13 protein-coding genes are annotated in these 16,590 nt (G+C 69.3%); 3 read left to right on the forward strand and 10 right to left on the reverse strand.

What is annotated here, in order from left to right; translation table 11 throughout:
- Nucleotides 1–24: 24 nt before the first annotated feature.
- From rnc to D7V88_RS27375, 4 genes are read right to left on the reverse strand one after another with little or no spacing between them, the layout of a single operon-like run.
- On the reverse strand, nt 25–834 hold the full coding sequence (gene rnc / locus D7V88_RS27360) for a ribonuclease III (RefSeq protein ID WP_120543570.1): 810 nt from the start codon (nt 832–834) through the stop codon (nt 25–27).
- A 7-nt stretch (nt 835–841) separates the two neighbouring features.
- A complete protein-coding gene (locus D7V88_RS27365; RefSeq protein WP_208726489.1) occupies nt 842–1,702 on the reverse strand; it encodes a hypothetical protein in 861 nt (286 codons plus the stop codon).
- The gene (locus D7V88_RS27370) at nt 1,702–2,847 is read right to left on the reverse strand and encodes an acyl-CoA dehydrogenase family protein (RefSeq protein ID WP_120543572.1); all 1,146 of its coding nucleotides are present in this window, start codon (nt 2,845–2,847) and stop codon (nt 1,702–1,704) included. The genes D7V88_RS27365 and D7V88_RS27370 overlap by 1 nt, the downstream gene beginning before the upstream one ends.
- 35 nt (nt 2,848–2,882) lie before the next feature.
- Nucleotides 2,883–4,412 (reverse strand): acyl-CoA carboxylase subunit beta, encoded by a 1,530-nt coding sequence (locus D7V88_RS27375; protein WP_120543581.1) that lies wholly within the window; start codon nt 4,410–4,412, stop codon nt 2,883–2,885.
- Between the two features lie 214 nt (nt 4,413–4,626).
- Between D7V88_RS27375 and D7V88_RS27380 the strand changes: the two genes are divergently transcribed.
- Entirely contained in the window at nt 4,627–5,007 is a 381-nt protein-coding gene (locus D7V88_RS27380) for a YtxH domain-containing protein (RefSeq protein WP_120543573.1), read from the forward strand.
- A 174-nt stretch (nt 5,008–5,181) separates the two neighbouring features.
- Here D7V88_RS27380 and D7V88_RS27385 read toward each other — a convergent pair whose 3' ends face one another.
- Nucleotides 5,182–5,958 (reverse strand): enoyl-CoA hydratase-related protein, encoded by a 777-nt coding sequence (locus tag D7V88_RS27385; RefSeq protein ID WP_120543574.1) that lies wholly within the window; start codon nt 5,956–5,958, stop codon nt 5,182–5,184.
- Nucleotides 5,959–6,062: 104 nt separating this feature from the next.
- On the opposite strand from D7V88_RS27385, the gene D7V88_RS27390 reads away from it, so the two are divergent.
- On the forward strand, nt 6,063–8,015 hold the full coding sequence (locus tag D7V88_RS27390) for a TIM44-like domain-containing protein (protein ID WP_120543575.1): 1,953 nt from the start codon (nt 6,063–6,065) through the stop codon (nt 8,013–8,015).
- A gap of 84 nt (nt 8,016–8,099) precedes the next feature.
- Here D7V88_RS27390 and D7V88_RS27395 read toward each other — a convergent pair whose 3' ends face one another.
- From D7V88_RS27395 to D7V88_RS27415, 5 genes are all read right to left on the reverse strand, one after another.
- Nucleotides 8,100–9,074, reverse strand: coding sequence for a hydroxymethylglutaryl-CoA lyase (locus D7V88_RS27395; RefSeq protein WP_120543576.1), 975 nt, complete (start codon nt 9,072–9,074; stop codon nt 8,100–8,102).
- Between the two features lie 35 nt (nt 9,075–9,109).
- On the reverse strand, nt 9,110–9,838 hold the full coding sequence (locus tag D7V88_RS27400; RefSeq protein WP_120543577.1) for a methyltransferase domain-containing protein: 729 nt from the start codon (nt 9,836–9,838) through the stop codon (nt 9,110–9,112).
- 7 nt (nt 9,839–9,845) lie between these two features.
- The gene (locus tag D7V88_RS27405) at nt 9,846–11,054 is read right to left on the reverse strand and encodes an aminotransferase class I/II-fold pyridoxal phosphate-dependent enzyme (protein ID WP_120543578.1); all 1,209 of its coding nucleotides are present in this window, start codon (nt 11,052–11,054) and stop codon (nt 9,846–9,848) included.
- 67 nt (nt 11,055–11,121) lie between these two features.
- Nucleotides 11,122–12,033: a phosphatase PAP2 family protein gene (locus D7V88_RS27410; protein ID WP_341870713.1), complete on the reverse strand. Its 912-nt coding sequence runs from the start codon at nt 12,031–12,033 to the stop codon at nt 11,122–11,124.
- A 71-nt stretch (nt 12,034–12,104) separates the two neighbouring features.
- Nucleotides 12,105–14,573, reverse strand: coding sequence for an efflux RND transporter permease subunit (locus tag D7V88_RS27415; protein ID WP_244238423.1), 2,469 nt, complete (start codon nt 14,571–14,573; stop codon nt 12,105–12,107).
- 428 nt (nt 14,574–15,001) lie between these two features.
- Here D7V88_RS27415 and D7V88_RS27420 point away from each other — a divergent pair, with 428 nt between their 5' ends.
- Complete coding sequence (locus tag D7V88_RS27420; RefSeq protein WP_120543580.1) at nt 15,002–16,555, forward strand: aminotransferase class I/II-fold pyridoxal phosphate-dependent enzyme; 1,554 nt, start codon at nt 15,002–15,004, stop codon at nt 16,553–16,555.
- The last annotated feature ends 35 nt before the right edge of the window (nt 16,556–16,590 follow it).

The raw sequence follows: 16,590 nt of genomic DNA on the forward strand, positions 1-16,590 counted from the left end.
ACCCCCCTCCCCCTCCAAGGGCTTTCACGCCGGAGGGTCGTCCCGGGGAGCCTCCAAAGTCGTGGGTTCCGGGGCGACCTCCACCGTGGGCGTCCCGTCTGTCGCGGTGTCCGGGGCTGACGCCGGGGCCGTCTTCAGGCGCTCCAGGGTGGTGCGCGCGGCTGCCTGCTCGGCCTCCTTCTTGTTCCGGCCGTTGGCCCGGGCGTACACGACCTCCCCGATGCACACCTCCACCTCGAACACCTTGGAGTGCTCCGGCCCGGACTCCGCCACCACCCGGTAGCGCGGCGACAGCTTCAGCTTCTCGTGGGACATCTCCTGGAGGAGCGTCTTGTAGTCCAGGCGGCCCGCGCCGGAGGCCACCTCCTCCAGCGGCTCACTGAAGCACCGGTCCACCAGCGCCAGCGCCGGCTCCAGGCCGCCGTTCAGGTACACGGCCCCCAGCACCGCCTCCAGCGCGTCCGCGAGGATGGAGTTCTTGTCCCGGCCGCCCGACTGGGACTCGCCCCGGCCCAGGAGCAGCAGCTCGCCCAGGCGCAGGCCGCGCGCCACGCGGGCCAGGCCCTCTTCATGGACGATGCGAGCGCGCATCTTGGTGAGCTCACCCTCGGGCATGCCCGGACAGCGGTCCATGAGCCGGTGGCTCACCGCGAGGTCCACCACGGCGTCGCCCAGGAACTCCAGGCGCTGGTTGTCCTTGAGGTTCTGGTCGCGGTTCTCGTTGGCGTACGTCTTGTGCGTCAGCGCCTCCAGCGCGAGGTCGCGCTTGAGGAACGTCAGGCCCAGGCGGCCTTCCAGCGCCTGCACCCGTTCCACCAGGGTCAATTTCTCCACGAGTGTCTCACTCCTGGGGGGCGTCCGGGCCCACGAGGCGCACGGCCTCGGGAGCGACCTTCAACAGGTCCGCGACCATCCGCACCACGCCCGGGAACTCGTCCAGTTCGAAGCGGCCCGCCCACACCTTGCCCTGCGTGCCCGCCAGCATCCCCCGGAAGGTGCGCCCGGCGATGCGCGCGGCGGCGAAGCGGTAGGCCTTGCCCTCCACCTGGAACTGGGCGAGCAGCTCCAGGCTGCTGCGCGGCGGCACCAGCGCCTGGGCGCCGAACTTCTCCACGATCTCCACGAAGCGCACCGGCCCCGCGCCCGCCGCCACCGGCGTCCGGGCCGTGGGTTCGCCGAAGAGCGCCGCCAGGTAGCCCATCAGCGCCCCGCGCTCGCGGAACTCCGACAGCTCGATGATGTGACCTGCCGCGGTGGGCAGGTCCTCACCGCCGCGCAGGGCCTGCGCGACGCGGAAGTTGCCCTGGCGGTCCGACACCAGCTTCACCGCGAGATGGCCCTCCTTCACCGTCGTGGACAGCTCCAGCGACTGCGGATCCACGTCCGCGGGCAGGCCCAGGAGCTGCAACTCCTCCGAGCGGCGCTGGAGGTGGAAGACGTGGTCGCTGAAGGTGTCCAGCAGCAGCGCCTGCATCTCCTCCGCCGCGTCGATGGCGGACAGCAGGATGGGCGTCATGCCCACCACCGCCGCGGGGGCGATGGGGATGAGCCGGTCGCCCACCACCTGGAAGGTCACCTCGGTGATGAAGTCCTTGGTGATGGGATTCACCAGGGACGCGGCCTCCAGGTCCAGCATCACCTCGATGCCGGAGGGCTCCTCCCGCACCTGGAGTCCCAGCTCCCGTAACCGAGCGGTGTCCATCAGGCCCCTTTGAACGTTTCGCGGGCGATGATGGTGCGCTGGATCTCGCTCGTGCCCTCGCCAATCTCACAGAGCTTGGCGTCGCGCAGGTAGCGCTCCACGGGGAACTCGCGCGTGTAGCCGTAGCCGCCGTGGATCTGCACGGCCTTGTTGCAGCCGCGCATGGCCGCCTCGGAGGCGAACAGCTTCGCCATGGAGGCCTCCTCCGAATACGGCTGACCCGCATCCGCGAGCCGCGCCGCGCGGTGCACCAGCAGGCGCGCCGCCTCCAGCTCCGTCTTCATGTCCGCCATCATCCAGCGCAGGCCCTGGAACTCGCTGATGGGCTGGCCGAACGCGGAGCGGTCCTTCGAGTACGCCACCGACTCCTCCAGCGCCCCGCGAAGCAGGCCCACCGACAGCGCGCCAATGGTGATGCGGCCCTTGTCGAGGATCTTCAGCGTGTCGATGAAGCCCCGGTCCACCTCACCGACAATGGCGTCGTCGCCCAGCTCCACGTTCTCCAGGATGAGCTCCGCCGTGTCCGAGGAGCGCATGCCCAGCTTGCCGTGGATGGCGCGCTGGCTGAAGCCCGGCACGCCCTTCTCCAGCACGAAGGCGGTGATGCCCTTCTGGCGCTTCTCCGGCGACGTGAGCGCGAGCACCACGAACACATCCCCTACCGTGCCCTGGGTGATGAACATCTTGGCGCCGTTGAGCACCCACTTGTCGCCCTTGCGCACGGCGGTGGTGCGCATGCCGGACGCGTCGGAGCCGGATCCCGGCTCGGTGAGGCCCCACGCGCCCAGCCACTCGCCGGTGGCCAGCTTCGGCAGGTAGCGCTGGTGCTGCGCCTTGTTGCCGAAGACGCGCACGTGGCTGGTCCCCAGGCCGTTGTGGCTGGCCACCGTGAGGGCGAGCGAGCCGTCGTAGCGAGCGATCTCCTCCACGGCCACCGCCACGGCGAGCGAGTCCATGGCCGCGCCGCCGTACTCGTCGGAGACGAGCATGCCCAGCACGCCCAGTTGGCCCAGCTCCTTGACCACCTCCATGGGGAACTTCTCGTCCTTGTCCCACTCACGCGCGTACGGCTTCACGCGGCGTTCGCAGAATTCACGGAGGGAGGCCTGGAGGGCGCGGTGGCTGTCGGGAAGTTCGAAGTCCATGGTCGGGCGGGGAATCTAGCTCAGGTGGGGACGACTCAAACGGGATAGACACCGTGCTTCTTTTCGGCACGGGGCTGGAAGCGCTCCGCGTACAGCGAATAACGCTGCAACAGCTCGCCGCGCAGGGAGTCCCCGGGGACCACCGCGTCGATGATGAGCTCGCTGGCCAGCTTGTAGATGTCCACGTCCTCTTTGTACTCGTCGCGCAGCTTCTGGACGTAGGCCGGTCGCTCGGCCTCCGGCAGTTCCTGGATCTTGTTGAAGTAGACGGCGTTCACCGCCGCCTCCGGGCCCATCACGGCGATCATCGCCTGGGGCAGCGCCAGGGTGGCCTCCGGGGCGAAACCGGGGCCGCTCATGGCGTAGAGGCCCGCGCCGTACGCCTTGCGCACCACCACGCAGATGCGCGGCACGCTGGCCTCGGACACCGCGGAGATCATCTTCGCGCCCGCGCGGATGATGCCCGCCCGCTCCACCTTGGTGCCGATCATGAACCCCGGCACGTCCGCCAGGTACAGCAGCGGGATGTTGAACGCGTCGCACAGCCAGATGAACCGGGCCGCCTTGTCCGCGCTGTCCACGAACAGCACGCCGCCCTTGTACTTGGGCTGGTTGGCCACGATGCCCACCGGCTGACCGCCGATGCGCGCGAGCCCCGTGATGAGCTCCTGCGCGAAGAGCTTCTTCACCTCGAACCAGCTGCCCTCGTCGATGAGCTCCGTGATGAGCGCATGCATGTCGAAGGGCTTGTTCTGATCCGGCGGGATGATCTCATCCACGCGCTTGCCGCTGTGCTTCGGGGCCTTCAGCTCCGCGCGCGGCGCGGGCTTCGTGAAGTTCTCCGGGAAGTACGCCAGGTACTGCTTGGCCGCGGCGATGGCCTCCTGCTCCGTCTTCACCAGCACGTCGCCCACGCCGGACACGGAGCAGTGCATCTTCGCGCCGCCCATCTCCTCCAGCGTGACCTTCTCCCCGATGACCATCTCCGCCATGCGCGGGCTGCCCAGGTACATGGACGCGTTGCCATCCACCATGATGACCAGGTCGCAGAACGCGGGGATGTACGCGCCACCGGCGGCGGACGGGCCGAAGAGCAGACAGATCTGCGGCACCACGCCCGACAGGTGCACCTCGTTGTAGAAGATGCGGCCCGCGCCCCGGCGGCCCGGGAACATGTCCACCTGGTCGGTGATGCGCGCGCCCGCGGAGTCCACCAGGTACAGCAGCGGACAGCGCGACGCCTTCGCCGTCTCCTGGATGCGGAGGATCTTCTCCACCGTGCGGGCGCCCCAGCTTCCGGCCTTTACCGTGGAGTCGTTGGCCATGATGGCCACGGTGCGGCCCGCGATGCGCCCGAGGCCCGTGATGACGCCGTCGGAGGGCAGGTCCGCGTCCAGGTTGTTGGCGAGCTTGCCGTCCTCCACGAACGAGTCCGCGTCCACGAGCAAGCGGATGCGCTCGCGGGCGAAGAGCTTGCCGGCTTCGGCGTTCTTCGCGTGGTACTTCGGCGCACCGCCCTTCTCCACCTGGGCGATCGTCTCAAGCAGCTTCTGGTCGTAGGACATGGCCCGGGCCACATACCAAAAACCCCCTGGCCTGGCTGCCTTCTTGCCGTGGGTCCTACCTGACGTGCCGTCCAGCGGACGACGCAAGGGGCCACGGCGAAGCACACCGGGGGCTGGCACCTGGGGCTTCCCTGCCTACCTTGATGTTGCACGAGGGGGGTGCACCCAGGCGGGCCACCCCACCCCGTGATTCATACCGGCCCAGGAGGGACCCATGTTCGGAGTGAGGAAGAAGACGTGGCAGGCGAAGGCTCTGGCCAAGAGCAAGATCTACCGCCAGTTCCTGGCGCACCAACTGCTCAACCAGGTTCCCGAATACGCGGACCTCGCCTCGAAGAAGGCCCGGAAGTCCTGGGACAACTTCGATGCCGACGACGCGCTGCGGTATGTGGGGTTGACGACGTACAAGCCCGTGAGCTCGGGCCTGGGCGGCATTGGCGCGTTCCTGCTGGGCGCCGCCGCGGGCAGCGTCGTGGCGCTGCTGCTGGCGCCGCGTCCTGGCACCGAGCTGCGCACCACCGTCAAGGACAAGGCGATGGGCTACATCAACAAGCAGGGCGTGAACATCGGCGGCGAGAAGACGGCCAGCGCCTAGCGTCCAGGTCCAAGCTCAACGTGATGGGCGATGAGCCCATGCGTCCGAGCGGGCGGCCGTCGTGATGGGTGAGGCACCCGTCACCTCGCGCCGGGCCGCATCGCGAAGCAGGTGTCAGGGGCGGAAGCTTCGCGGGCGACCGCGGGCTTGCCGCCCCTGTCGCTTTCGTGGGGCTCAGCGGCCTTTATAGACAGGAGGACGCTTCTCCGCGAAGGCGCGGAGCCCTTCCAGCCGGTCCTCGGTCTTGAGCACCTCTTCGTACTTCTTGAGCTCCAGCGCGAGCGCTTCGTCCAGCTCCAGGCCCGTGCCCTCGTCGATGGCGTGCTTCGCCGTGGCCACCGCCACGGGTGCGTTCTCCACGACGGCCTCCGCGAGCTGGAAGGCGACCTGGAGCAGGTGCCCTTCGGGGGCCAGCCGGTTGACCAGGCCGATGCTGAAGGCCTCCGCCGCGTTGACGCGCCGGGCGGTGAGGATGAGGTCCTTCGCGCGCCCCGGGCCGATGAGCCGCGCCAGCCGCTGGGTGCCGCCGCCGCCGGGGATGATGCCCAGCTTCACCTCGGTGAGGCCCAGCTCCGTGGCCGGCGAGGCGACGCGCAGGTCGCACGCCAGGGCCAGCTCCGTGCCGCCGCCGAAGGCCGCGCCGTTGATGGCGGCGATGAAGACGCAGTCGCTCTTTTCAATCGAGCGGAAGGCGTTGCGCAGGCCGTCCAGGAAGGCGCGCACCTCGGGCTCCGCCATGCCGGCGCGCTCCTTGAGGTCCGCGCCCGCGCAGAAGGCCTTGTCGCCCGCGCCGGTGATGATGACCGCGCGCACGTCGCGATTGCCGGACACGCGGGCCACGAGCTGGCCCAGTTCCTGGAGCATGGCGCGGCTGATGGCGTTGCGGCGGCTCTCCCCGTCGATGGTCCAGATCTCGATGGCGCCGCGGGCGTCGACCTTGAACTCCGGCATCTTCGCTCCCCGTGTCGGGCCGCATGGGGCGGCCCGCGTGAATGGCGCGCAGCCTGCGACCGGTTCTCCAGTCTGGCAAGCCGTAAACGGATAGGATTTCGCCCATGCCTTCGTGCCCTCCGACGAAACGCCCGTGGCAATGGTCGCCTGGACTGCGCACCGTCCTCGCCCTGCTCGTGCTGGCCCTGCCCCTGGTGGCCCTGGCGCGTGGCGGCGGGGGCGAGCACTACACCTCCGGGCGTGATCGCGGCGGGGGCGGAGGCGGCGATGGCCTGCCCCTCTGGCTGCTCTTCGACCTGGTGCGGATGATCTTCCTGTACCCGAAGGTCACCCTGCCCCTGCTGCTCATCGGCGGCGTGCTGTACTGGCTCTACAAGCGCAACCTGCACCCCACCGCCACCACCCAGCGTGCGTTGGATCAACGCGAGGCGGAGGTGCGCACGCAGGTGTCCGGCCGCGACGTGCAGGGCTGGGTCAACGCGCTGAAGCTCAAGGACCCGTCGTTTGAAATCCAGCCCACGCTGGACAAGGTGCGCTGGCTCTTCCTGGAGCTGCAGAAGTCGTGGTTCCGCCGCGACATGACGCCCGTGCGCCCCTTCCTGTCGGACGCGACGTGGCAGCGCTTCAACGTGCAGCTCCAGCTCATGAAGGCCCAGGGTGTGCGCGACGCGCTGGCGGACATCAACGTGGAGGACGTGCAGCTCATCGGGCTGCACCAGACGAACTGGTACGACAGCATCCACGTGCGCGTGCGCGCCAGCATCCGCGACACGGACGTGCCCGCGGACCAGACGGACGCACAGGCGATGGCCGCCGCCAAGAAGGTCGCGGCGGAGTCCTTCACGGAGGTGTGGACCTTCGTGCGCAAGCCCGGCGCGCAGACGCGCATCGGCGAGGACCTGTTCCAGGGCAAGTGCCCCAACTGCGGCGCCCCGTACAAGGGCGGTGCGTCCAACACCTGTGAGTTCTGCAACGCGGTGGTGAACTCCGGCAACTACGACTGGACGCTCGCGGAGATTACGCAAGGCGTGGAGCACGTGCGCCACCACAAGCAGGTGGACGGCCTGATGCAGGCGCGCGCGGACGACCCGGCGCTGAACCTGGAGATGCTGGAGGACCGCGCGTCGCTGCTGTTCTGGAAGTGGATCGACGCGCAGAGCCGCAACGAGACGCAGCGCCTGTCCAAGGTCGCCAACGCGGAGGTCATCACCCGGCTGTCCTCGGAGCTGGAGGAGCTGGGCAAGCGCGGCCGTCGGCGCGTCTTCCTGGAGTGCGCGGTGGGCGCGGTGGACGTGCGCGCGCTGGAGGTGAACCCGGGGTCGCTCGATGAAGCGCAGGTGGAGATCCGCTGGAGCGCGCGCATGGGCATTGGCCCCGTGAACGAGCGGCCCCCCAGCCTTCCCACCGTGCCGCAGCGCTGGGTCTTCACGCTGGTGCGCCGCCATGGCGCCAAGACGAACACCGACACCGGCATGTCCACGGACCGCTGCCCGCAGTGCAACGCGCCCACCACGAACAGCGGCGCCAACACCTGCGAGTTCTGCGGCACGGTGCTGGGCAACGGCGAGCGGGACTGGGTGCTCGCGTCCGCCCTCCCCTTCGAGTCCTGGAACGTGCGGCAGGATCAGCGCCACTCGGCCGCGTCGGCCCGTCGCCAGCAGGCACGCGAGGAGACGCGTGGCGCCGTGGTGGCCCCCGTCGAAGGCGACCGGGTGATGACGGACCAGAAGGAGCGCGAGCGGCTGCTCTACATGATGGCCTCCATCGCCGCCGCCGACGGCGAGGTCTCCAACGCCGAGCGCCGCCTGCTCAAGCTGTGCGCGGAGCGCTGGAGCGTGTCCTGGGCCAACGTGGAGATGGCGCTCAACGCCGGGCCCCAGCTCTTCGAGCGACTGGTGCCTCGCGGCAGTCCGGAGGCGGAGGTGTTCCTGCGCCACATCGTGGAGATGGCGCTGGTGGACGGCCGCATCGACCGCAAGGAGCGCAAGATGCTGGAGATCGCCGCCCAGCACCTGGGCCTGGAGTCCCGGCTGCCGGCGATGCTGGGAGACCACTAGGTTGGCGATGAAGATCGCCGCCCGGCACCTGGGCGGCGGTCGGCGCTGCTGGGGGGCCACCTGGAAACGCGGTCCCCCGTTGAATCAGGTCTGCGCGCGGCGGGAGGACTTCTTCTCCCGTTCGCCCAGCGCGGCCTGGAGGTACTTGCCCGCGAGCTTCCGCCCAATCAGCTCCTGGGCGATCTCCCCGGCCTCCACCAGCTTGTCCAGGTCGATGCCGGTGTCCACGCCCATGCCGTGCAGCATGAACACCGCGTCCTCGGAGGCCAGGTTGCCCGCGGCGCCCGGGGCGTAGGGACAGCCGCCCAGCCCACCGATGCTCGTGTCGAACGTGGTGACGCCCGCGGACAGGCCCACGAGCGCGTTCGCCAGCGCGGTGCCTCGCGTGTCGTGCAGGTGCAGGGCCAGGGTGTCCACGGGCATGTGCTGCAACAGCGCGCCCAGGATGTCCTCCGTCTGCCGGGGTGTGCCCACGCCAATCGTGTCGCCCAGGCTGAGCTGGTAGATGCCCGCGTCCACGAGCTGGCGGCAGATGTCCACCACGCGCTCCACCGGGACGTGGCCCTCGTAGGGGCAGCCCCACACGGTGGACAGGTAACCGCGCACGCGCATGCCGCCCTTGCGGGCCGCGGCGGTGACTTCCTTCGCGCCAGCCAGGGCCTCCGCGATGGTCTTGTTGATGTTCTTCTTGGAGTGGGCCTCCGACGCGGAGATGAACACCGCGGCCTCCTCCAGGCCCGCCGCCTGCGCGCGCTCCAGGCCCTTGAGGTTGGGCACCAGCGCGGAGAAGACGACGCCCGGACGGCGGCCCACCTGCTTGAGCAATTCCTCCGCGTCCGCGAGCTGGGGGATCCACTTGGGTGACACGAACGAGGTCACCTCGATGCGCTTCTCCCCCGCCGCGACCAGGGCGTTGATGAGCCTCGCCTTGTCCCGGGTGGGCAGCGTCCTCAGTTCGTTCTGGAGGCCGTCGCGGGGACCGACCTCATACACGTCGACCTTCCGGGGCAGATGCCCCAACAGGCCGACCCGCGTTCGCGCTGGTTCTTTCGGATCCACTTGGACGTGTCCTGGGCGCGGTATGCGGGCCTGCTTCAGCCCTGCCGGAGCCCTGCTCCCACGATGAGGTCGGTCGAGTCGGGTGTCATCGGCCCGGCATCCAGGCCTCCGTGCACCCACGCCATCGAAAAGCCCGTGCTTTCCAACAGCCCCCTGAGTTCCGCAAGAGGATAGTAACGAATGGCGTACGCCGCCCGCAGCACGCGTCCCTCCGGCAACGTCAATTGACGCTGCCCCACATCCCGTCCACGCGTCGCGTCGAAGCGGCTCTCCTCCTCCAGGAGACTCCCATCCGGTAACCGCTGGCTGAAGGCCGCGCCCGGAGATTGCGCCAGCCGCTCCCAGGGCACCGTCTGGAAGACGAGCAATCCCCCGGGCCGCAGCACCCGCGCCACCTCGCGCAGCACCTGCATGTGCTCCGCGTCCGTGAAGGCGAAGAGTGTCGAATACCAGGCGTATGCGCCCCCCAGCGCTCCGGCCTGGAAGGGCAGCGCCCGCAGGTCACCCCGCACCACCGGGAAGCCCGGCCGGCGCAGGCGCAGCGACAGCGGATCCCGCTCCAGCCCCACCACCCGCCCGGCCAGGGCCCCTGACGCGTTGAGCCGCGCCGCGTGCCGGCCGTGGCCACAGCCCAGGTCCACCACCGGCCCCTCCACGTCCGCGAACGCCCGGGCCAGGTACTCCGCTTCCCGGGCCGTCACCTCCTCGGAGAGGAACGGCAGCGTGCTGCGCAGGTACAGCTCCCCGAAGAAGTCGTCGGACACTGAAAGCTCAGCGCTTCGCCGCCGCAAGCGCCGGGAGCTTCGCCCGCAGCCTTCGCGCGGCCTCGTCGAGCACCCCTTCCGTCTTGCAGAAGGCGAAGCGCGCGAAGCGCTGGCCCAGGTGCCGGTGCTCCGGTCCGTAGAAGACGCTGGGGGGAATGGCCGCCACGCCCACCTGCGTCACCAGGTGCCGGCAGAAGGCCACGTCGTCCTCGAAGCCGTAGCCGGAGATGTCCGCGAGGATGAAGTAGCTGCCTTCGGGCGCGAACGCGGTGAGACCCGCCGCGCGCAGGCCCGTGAGCAGCCGTTCACGCTTCTCCGTGTAGAGCGCCGTCAACTCCTGGAAGTACTCGTCCGGCATCCGCAGCCCGGCGGCCATGGCCACCTGGAACGGGGACGCGGTGGCGAAGGTGACGAACTGGTGCGCGCGCTGCACCGCGTCCCGCAGCGGCGGCGGCGCGATGATCCATCCAATCTTCCACCCGGTGAGGCTGAAGGACTTGCCCGCGCTGCTCACCGTCACCGTGCGGTCCGCGAGCACCGGCACCGTGGCGGCCCGGATGTGGCGCGCGGGGGCGAAGACGATGTGCTCATAGACTTCATCCGACAGCACCTTCGCGTCGTGTTCCGCGCAGAGGTTGCCCAGGAACTCCAGCTCCTCGAGGGTGAAGACCTTGCCCGTGGGGTTGTGGGGCGTGTTGAGGATGAGCAGCCGCGTGCGCGGGCCGAAGGCCGCCTTCACCTCGTCCCGGTCGAACCACCACGCGGTGTGCTCCGCGTCCGGCGGGCGCAGGGGCACGTAGCGCGGCGTGGCGCCGACGAAGGCGATGCTCGCGTCGTAGGAGTCGTAGAACGGTTCGAAGACCACGACCTCGTCGCCCGGATCCACGAGCCCCAGGAGGACATCGAGGATGGCCTCCGTCGCGCCGCTGGTGACGGACACCATGGTGTCCGGATCCACGCGGTGGCCGTAGAAGCGCTCCGAGTGCTCCGCGATGGCGTCGCGCAGCACCTTGGCACCCACGCCGGGGGCGTACTGGTTGATGCCGTCCTGGATGGCTTCCCACGCGGCCAACTTGACGTCGTCCGGCCCGTCGAAGTCGGGGAACCCCTGCCCCAGGTTCACCGCCTGGTGCTTCAGCGCCAGCGCGCTGAACTCGGAGAAGACGGTGGTGCCGAAGCGGGCAACGCGCTGCGAAAGGACGGGCCGGGGGGACATGGGGCGGGCCTCAAAAGAAGGGCGCCAGCGCACGTCCTCCCCGACCGCGGGGCAACCGGCTGGCGGTTCAGGGCCTGACGATAGCGTCCACGGGCACGGAGCGCGCGTTCTGTTCCACCGCGCGCTGCCGGGCGGCCCGGGACAGCGCCAGGGCCAGCCCCGTCACCACCAGCACCAGCGGCACCGCGCACACCAGGTCGATGGTGTAGTGGAAGCGCCCCGACAGCGTCGCGAAGATGAGGCCCAGCCCGGGGAACAACATCACCCAGAAGAAGCGCCGTGCGAACCGGAACGCGTAGAAGAGCACCACCAGCGCCACCCCGGTGTGCCCGGACGGGAAGCAGTCCCGGGTGTACACCGGCCCGCGCATCATCGATTCCAACAGCGGCGTGAGCACCCACCCCCGCAGCCCGCCGTCGAACGCACCAACGAGGAAGTAGCGCGGGCCCACCGCGGGCACCAGCGAGTACGCCGCGTAGTTGAAGCTCAGGAGCAAGCCCAGGCCCAGCAGGTATTCGTTGAAGCCCGGTGAGGGCCCCCGGGCTCGCGCGTACAGGAAGACGCCCAGCAGCAGCGGCCAGATGAAGTGGCCGTAGTAGCAGAGCATCAGCACGTCGTTGGCCCACGGCGGCACCACGTGAGACAGCGACACCGCCGCCTGGAAGCCGAAGAGCCGCTCGTCCACCGCGATGAGCTGGGCGTCCTTCACCACCGGGTTCATCCAGTCGACGATGGGCCCCAGCCACCCGTGTGTCAGGGCCGACACGGGCAGCAGCCAGAAGTCCGCCGCCACGGCGATGAGCGGCTGGCGCGGAAAGCGCGCCTCCAACAGGCGCAAAAGCGGCACGCCCAGCGCCATCAACCCGAACAGGCAGGCGCTGCGCAGGGAGTGCGGCGCCCAACGGGCCGGCCCCACGCACACCAGGGCCGCCACCGAGCAGGCGGCCATCAGGACGATGTCCACTTGGCGGAAGCGCACGAGCGCCTCCTCCGATGGATACCGGTGCCGAACCTGGGGCCGCACGCGCCCCTCGCTGAAAGACCAGATGTTCACGCGGATTTGCGCTCCCCCGGCGATTCGGCCGACAGCTCGCCGGCTCCCCCGAGATTGAGGCTCCGCACCATTGCCCCTGCTTCGGGCACCACCGCGGACCGCCGCCCCTTCCACCGCTCCAGCAGCGCCAGCATGGCCGGGAAGAACACCGTCGTCCCCAGGAAGGTGGACACGACCCCCAGCAGCGCAATCTGCCCGATGCTCCGCAAGCCCTGGTGGTTGGCCACCAGCAGCGCTCCGTAGCCCGCCGCGTTGGACAGGGTGGCCACCACCGCCGCGAAGCCGGTGTTGCGCACCACGCGGCCCAGCGACCCGGGGCCCTCTTCCTCGTACCGGTGGAACAGGTGCACCGAGTTGTCCACCGCGATGGCCAGCAGGTTGGGCAGCACCACCGCGTTGATGAAGTTGAGCTGCACGTCGAAGAGGTACATCCCCCCCGCGAGGCAGGTCATCCCCAGGAACAGCGGGCCCGCCACCAGCAGCGCCTTCTTGAAGCTGCGCAGGCTGATCAGGATGACCCCGAACACGACCGCCGCCGCCGCCCAGAGGATGAACGGACCATCCCCCTGGACCAGGGCGAAGATGCGCGCCGCGATGCGGTTGCTGTCCAGCACCGCCAGGTCGACGCCGTTCTCCTTCGCCCCCGCGATCACCTCGTTCAACTGCGCCGCCCAGCGGTTCAGGTCCTGCGTGTCGTAGTTGGACACCGACGGGAACAGCAGCAGGAACATGCCCTTGCCATCCAGCGCCTCGAAGCGGCGGCGCGCCTCTGGCGGCACCTGATCCAGGCCGTAGGGCTTCGCGTCCACCATGTCCCGGAACTCCCGCACCCGGGCGTCGGCCTGCGCGGACTTCGGCAGTCCGTCCAGGAGCGCGCGGATGCGGCCCAGCTCCGCCGCGTGGCCCTCCACGTCCGAAGGCACCAGGTCGCTCAGGGACGCGGTGCGCAGGAACACGGAGTCCGCGCCGTTCTTCGCCTTCACCTGGGCGATGACGGCCTCCACCTGCCGCACCTGCTCCAGCGAATCCACCGCGAGGATGGCCGGGTTGAGCGGCGCGCCAATCTGCTCCGTGATGTGATCATCCAGCCGCGACGCCGGCGAATCACCCTTCAGGTTGCGCAGGTTCGTTTCGAAGCCCAACTGGGGCGCGATCCGCACCGAGTACGCGGCGAAGCCCACCACCAGCAGCGCGATGGCGGTGATGAGCCCCGTGGGCCAGCGGCGCCACTCCTTCTGGGGAACAGCCGGCGCGGCGGGAGTCGCGGCCACGAACGCCTCGGCCTGCACCGACTCCTTGCGGAAGGGGCGGATGCGCTCCGCGATGGCGAGCAGCGACGGGCCCAGCGCGTACGCAGACAGCACCGCCATCAGCACGCCAATGCCCGCGAGCAGGCCGAACTGCTGGAACGCGTGGAACTGCGCCAGCATCAGCACGAAGAACGCCGCCGCGTTGGTGAAGGCGGACGTGATGGCGCCGCTGAAGGTGCCTCGCACCGTGGCCGCCAGCGCCTCGCGCACCCCGTGCCGCTCCCGCTCCTCCCAGTAGCGCATCGCCAGGTGCACACCGTATTCGATGCCCAGGCCGATGAGGATGGCGACGAGGAAGCCCGTGACGATGTTGAGGTGCCCGATGGCGCCCTGCGCGAACGCGAACGTCAGCACCAGCCCCACCACCACCGGCACGCCCACCACCGCCAGCGCCGACACGCGCCGCGTCGCCAGCAGGATGAGCCCCACGGCGATGAGCGCGGACAACAGGCCCGCGTTCGACAGGTCGCGGCGCATCACCGCATCCTCTTCGATGCGGTTCTGGAAGTTGCCCGTCGCCTCCAGCGTCACGCCCGGGGCCTGCTCCGCCGCGAGCTGGCGGCCGGTCTCCAGCGCCTTGGCCACGAAGCGCCGGGCGAAGTCCAGGTCTCCCGCCGTCCCCGACGGCTTGATCATCAGGTAGACCTCCGAGCCGTCCTTGCTGGCCAGCGTCTCCGGCACCGCCGTATCCGGCGTGTGCTTGCGGGCGATCTCCTCGAAGGTCGGCGGCGCTTCCTCCGCGTCCAGGTCCACGAACAGCGGGCTTGCGCGCTCCTTCTCGTAGCGGACGCGCGCCTCCAGATCCTTGCGCAGCGCGGACACCTGCTCCGTGGGCAACAGCAGCAGGCCGTGGCGGCGGAAGAAGCCCACGTCGTAGTGGTGCTCGACGTAGCGGACCTCCGGCAGGGCCTCCAGACGCTTCTGAAGTTCAGCGGCGTAGGTTTTCAGGGCCTGCGGTGTTCCACCCTTCGCCATGATGACGAGGTACCCGTCACCACCCGCCTTCTCTGACACGCGTGTCAGATCCCGGACCTCCGGAGCCCCCTCCGGCAGCAGCTCCACGAAGGACCCGCGGAACTCCAACCGCGACGCGAAGAAGCCCGCGGCGACCGTCACCAGGGCAACAGCGAGCAGCACGTGCCAGGGCCGCGACATCGCCGCCCCGATGAAACCGTCGAACCACCGCTGTCGTCGCGTCTGGGACACCGTCTGCTCCTCTGATGCGTGCCGGCGAAGCAAGAAACCGGCCACAAGCAAGGCCACCAAAACAGCCGGCCCCTCGGAACCCATTCCCGGTGTGTACCCGTGTGTGCTCCAAGTGCAGGAACATTCACTGGCGAACAGGCGACCGGAGGCGCGGCGTGCCACCGAAGAGGCCTTACTGTCAAGGCGCGGTCTGACACAGATGCCCCACGCGGCGTGCGAGGGAACCGTCCCTGCCTTGACAGTGTGGATTTCCCTCTTTATTCACCCCCACGCGTCGTCCCCAGGGTGGTCACGCGCGCCGGGCGGTCCGAAAACGGAGCGAGCCCTGCAGATGGAGAGCGGCTCGGATCACCCCCCGATGCGTAAGAAAGACCACCATGAGCGACGTGTTCGACAAGTGCCGTACCTGGAAGGACTACCGCATCGCCAAGGCCACCGGCCTGTATCCGTACTTCCGGGCGATCGAAGCGTCACACGGCTCCACGGAGGTGGAGATCGAAGGTCGCCGGGTCATCATGGTGGGCTCGAACAACTACCTGGGCCTGGCCGCGGATCCGCGCGTCAAGGAAGCGGCCATCAAGGCCACGGAGAAGTTCGGCACCACGTGCTCCGGGTCTCGCCTGCTCAACGGCACGCTCGCGCTGCATGAGGAGCTGGAGGCGCGGCTGGCGAAGTTCCTCAACCGCGAGTCGGCCATCGTCATCTCCACCGGCTTCCAGACGAACCTGGCGCTCGCGTCCATCCTCGGCCGCCACGACATCGTCTTCAGCGACCGCCAGAACCACGCCTCGCTGGTGGACGGCGTGCGCCTGTCGTTCGCGACGGAGCGCAAGTTCCGCCACAACGACATGGAGCACCTGGAGCAGCTCCTGGCCGCGGCGGAGCCGGGCGCCGGGAAGATCATCGTGACGGACGGCGTGTTCTCCATGGAGGGCGACGTCTGCAACCTGCCCCGCATCGTGGAGCTGTCCAAGCAGTACAACGCCCGCGTGATGACGGATGATGCGCACGCGATGGGTGTCCTGGGCGAGCTGGGCCGCGGCACCTCCGAATACTTCGGCCTGGAGAAGGACGTCGACCTCGTCATGGGGACGTTCTCCAAGAGCTTCGCGTCGCTGGGCGGCGTGCTCGCGGGTCCGTTCGATGTCATCAACTACATCCGCCACAAGGCCCGTTCGGTCATCTTCTCCGCGTCCATGACGCCCGCGTCCATCGCGGCGGCGCTCAAGGCGACGGAGATCATCGAGGCGGAGCCGGAGCGCCGCGCGCGCCTGCTGGACATCGCGGAGAAGATGCACAACGGCTTCCGCGCCATGGGCTTCGACACGGGCGTGTCGGTGACGCCGGTGGTGCCGGTGCACATTGGCGATCAGGTGAAGTGCTTCCGCTTCTGGCGCGCGCTGCACGAGGCGGGCGTGTTCGCGAACCCCGTGATTCCCCCGGCGGTGGAGGCGGGCCACGCGCTCATCCGCACCAGCTACATGGCCACGCACACGGATGCGCAGTTGGATCAGGTGCTGGACACCTTCGAGAAGATCGGCCGCAAGCTGAACGTCATCCCGGAGACGCGCCCCACCGTGTACGAGCCGGTGCAGATCGCCCGGCCGGGCGCGGGCGTGCGCGGCAACAAGGCGAGCGAGACGTGGGCCGCGGGCTCCGCCGGCCTGCTCGCGGACAAGGGCTTCTCGCTGGAGCAGTTGTCGCGCATGTCGTCGCGCGAGATGGCGGGCAAGTTCTTCGACGCGGTGGAGCAGCTCACCTGGCGCGCGGCGAACCTCCAGCCGGAGGACCTGCGCCGGTTGGGCGGCGCGCCCAAGAAGCTCTGGGAGAAGCGCAGCGAATTGGGGGGCCTCCTGTTGGAGAAGGGCGCCCACCTGTTCATGCGCAATGGCGACGGTTCCTCCGACGGCAACCAGGCCGAAAGGAACTGAGCCTCCCTCATGGCCCACCCCGCCGAGCACGACGT

The organism is Corallococcus terminator (assembly GCF_003611635.1).
Classification (GTDB): domain Bacteria; phylum Myxococcota; class Myxococcia; order Myxococcales; family Myxococcaceae; genus Corallococcus; species Corallococcus terminator.

Coding starts and splice junctions, on each gene's coding strand:
- D7V88_RS27390 (WP_120543575.1), top strand. CDS start 6,063: ATGCCTTCGTGCCCTCCGACGAAACGCCCGTGGCAATGGTCGCCTGGA.
- D7V88_RS27375 (WP_120543581.1), bottom strand. CDS start 4,412: ATGTCCTACGACCAGAAGCTGCTTGAGACGATCGCCCAGGTGGAGAAG.
- D7V88_RS27420 (WP_120543580.1), top strand. CDS start 15,002: ATGAGCGACGTGTTCGACAAGTGCCGTACCTGGAAGGACTACCGCATC.
- D7V88_RS27385 (WP_120543574.1), bottom strand. CDS start 5,958: ATGCCGGAGTTCAAGGTCGACGCCCGCGGCGCCATCGAGATCTGGACC.
- D7V88_RS27380 (WP_120543573.1), top strand. CDS start 4,627: ATGTTCGGAGTGAGGAAGAAGACGTGGCAGGCGAAGGCTCTGGCCAAG.
- D7V88_RS27405 (WP_120543578.1), bottom strand. CDS start 11,054: ATGTCCCCCCGGCCCGTCCTTTCGCAGCGCGTTGCCCGCTTCGGCACC.
- D7V88_RS27415 (WP_244238423.1), bottom strand. CDS start 14,573: ATGTCGCGGCCCTGGCACGTGCTGCTCGCTGTTGCCCTGGTGACGGTC.
- D7V88_RS27365 (WP_208726489.1), bottom strand. CDS start 1,702: ATGGACACCGCTCGGTTACGGGAGCTGGGACTCCAGGTGCGGGAGGAG.
- D7V88_RS27370 (WP_120543572.1), bottom strand. CDS start 2,847: ATGGACTTCGAACTTCCCGACAGCCACCGCGCCCTCCAGGCCTCCCTC.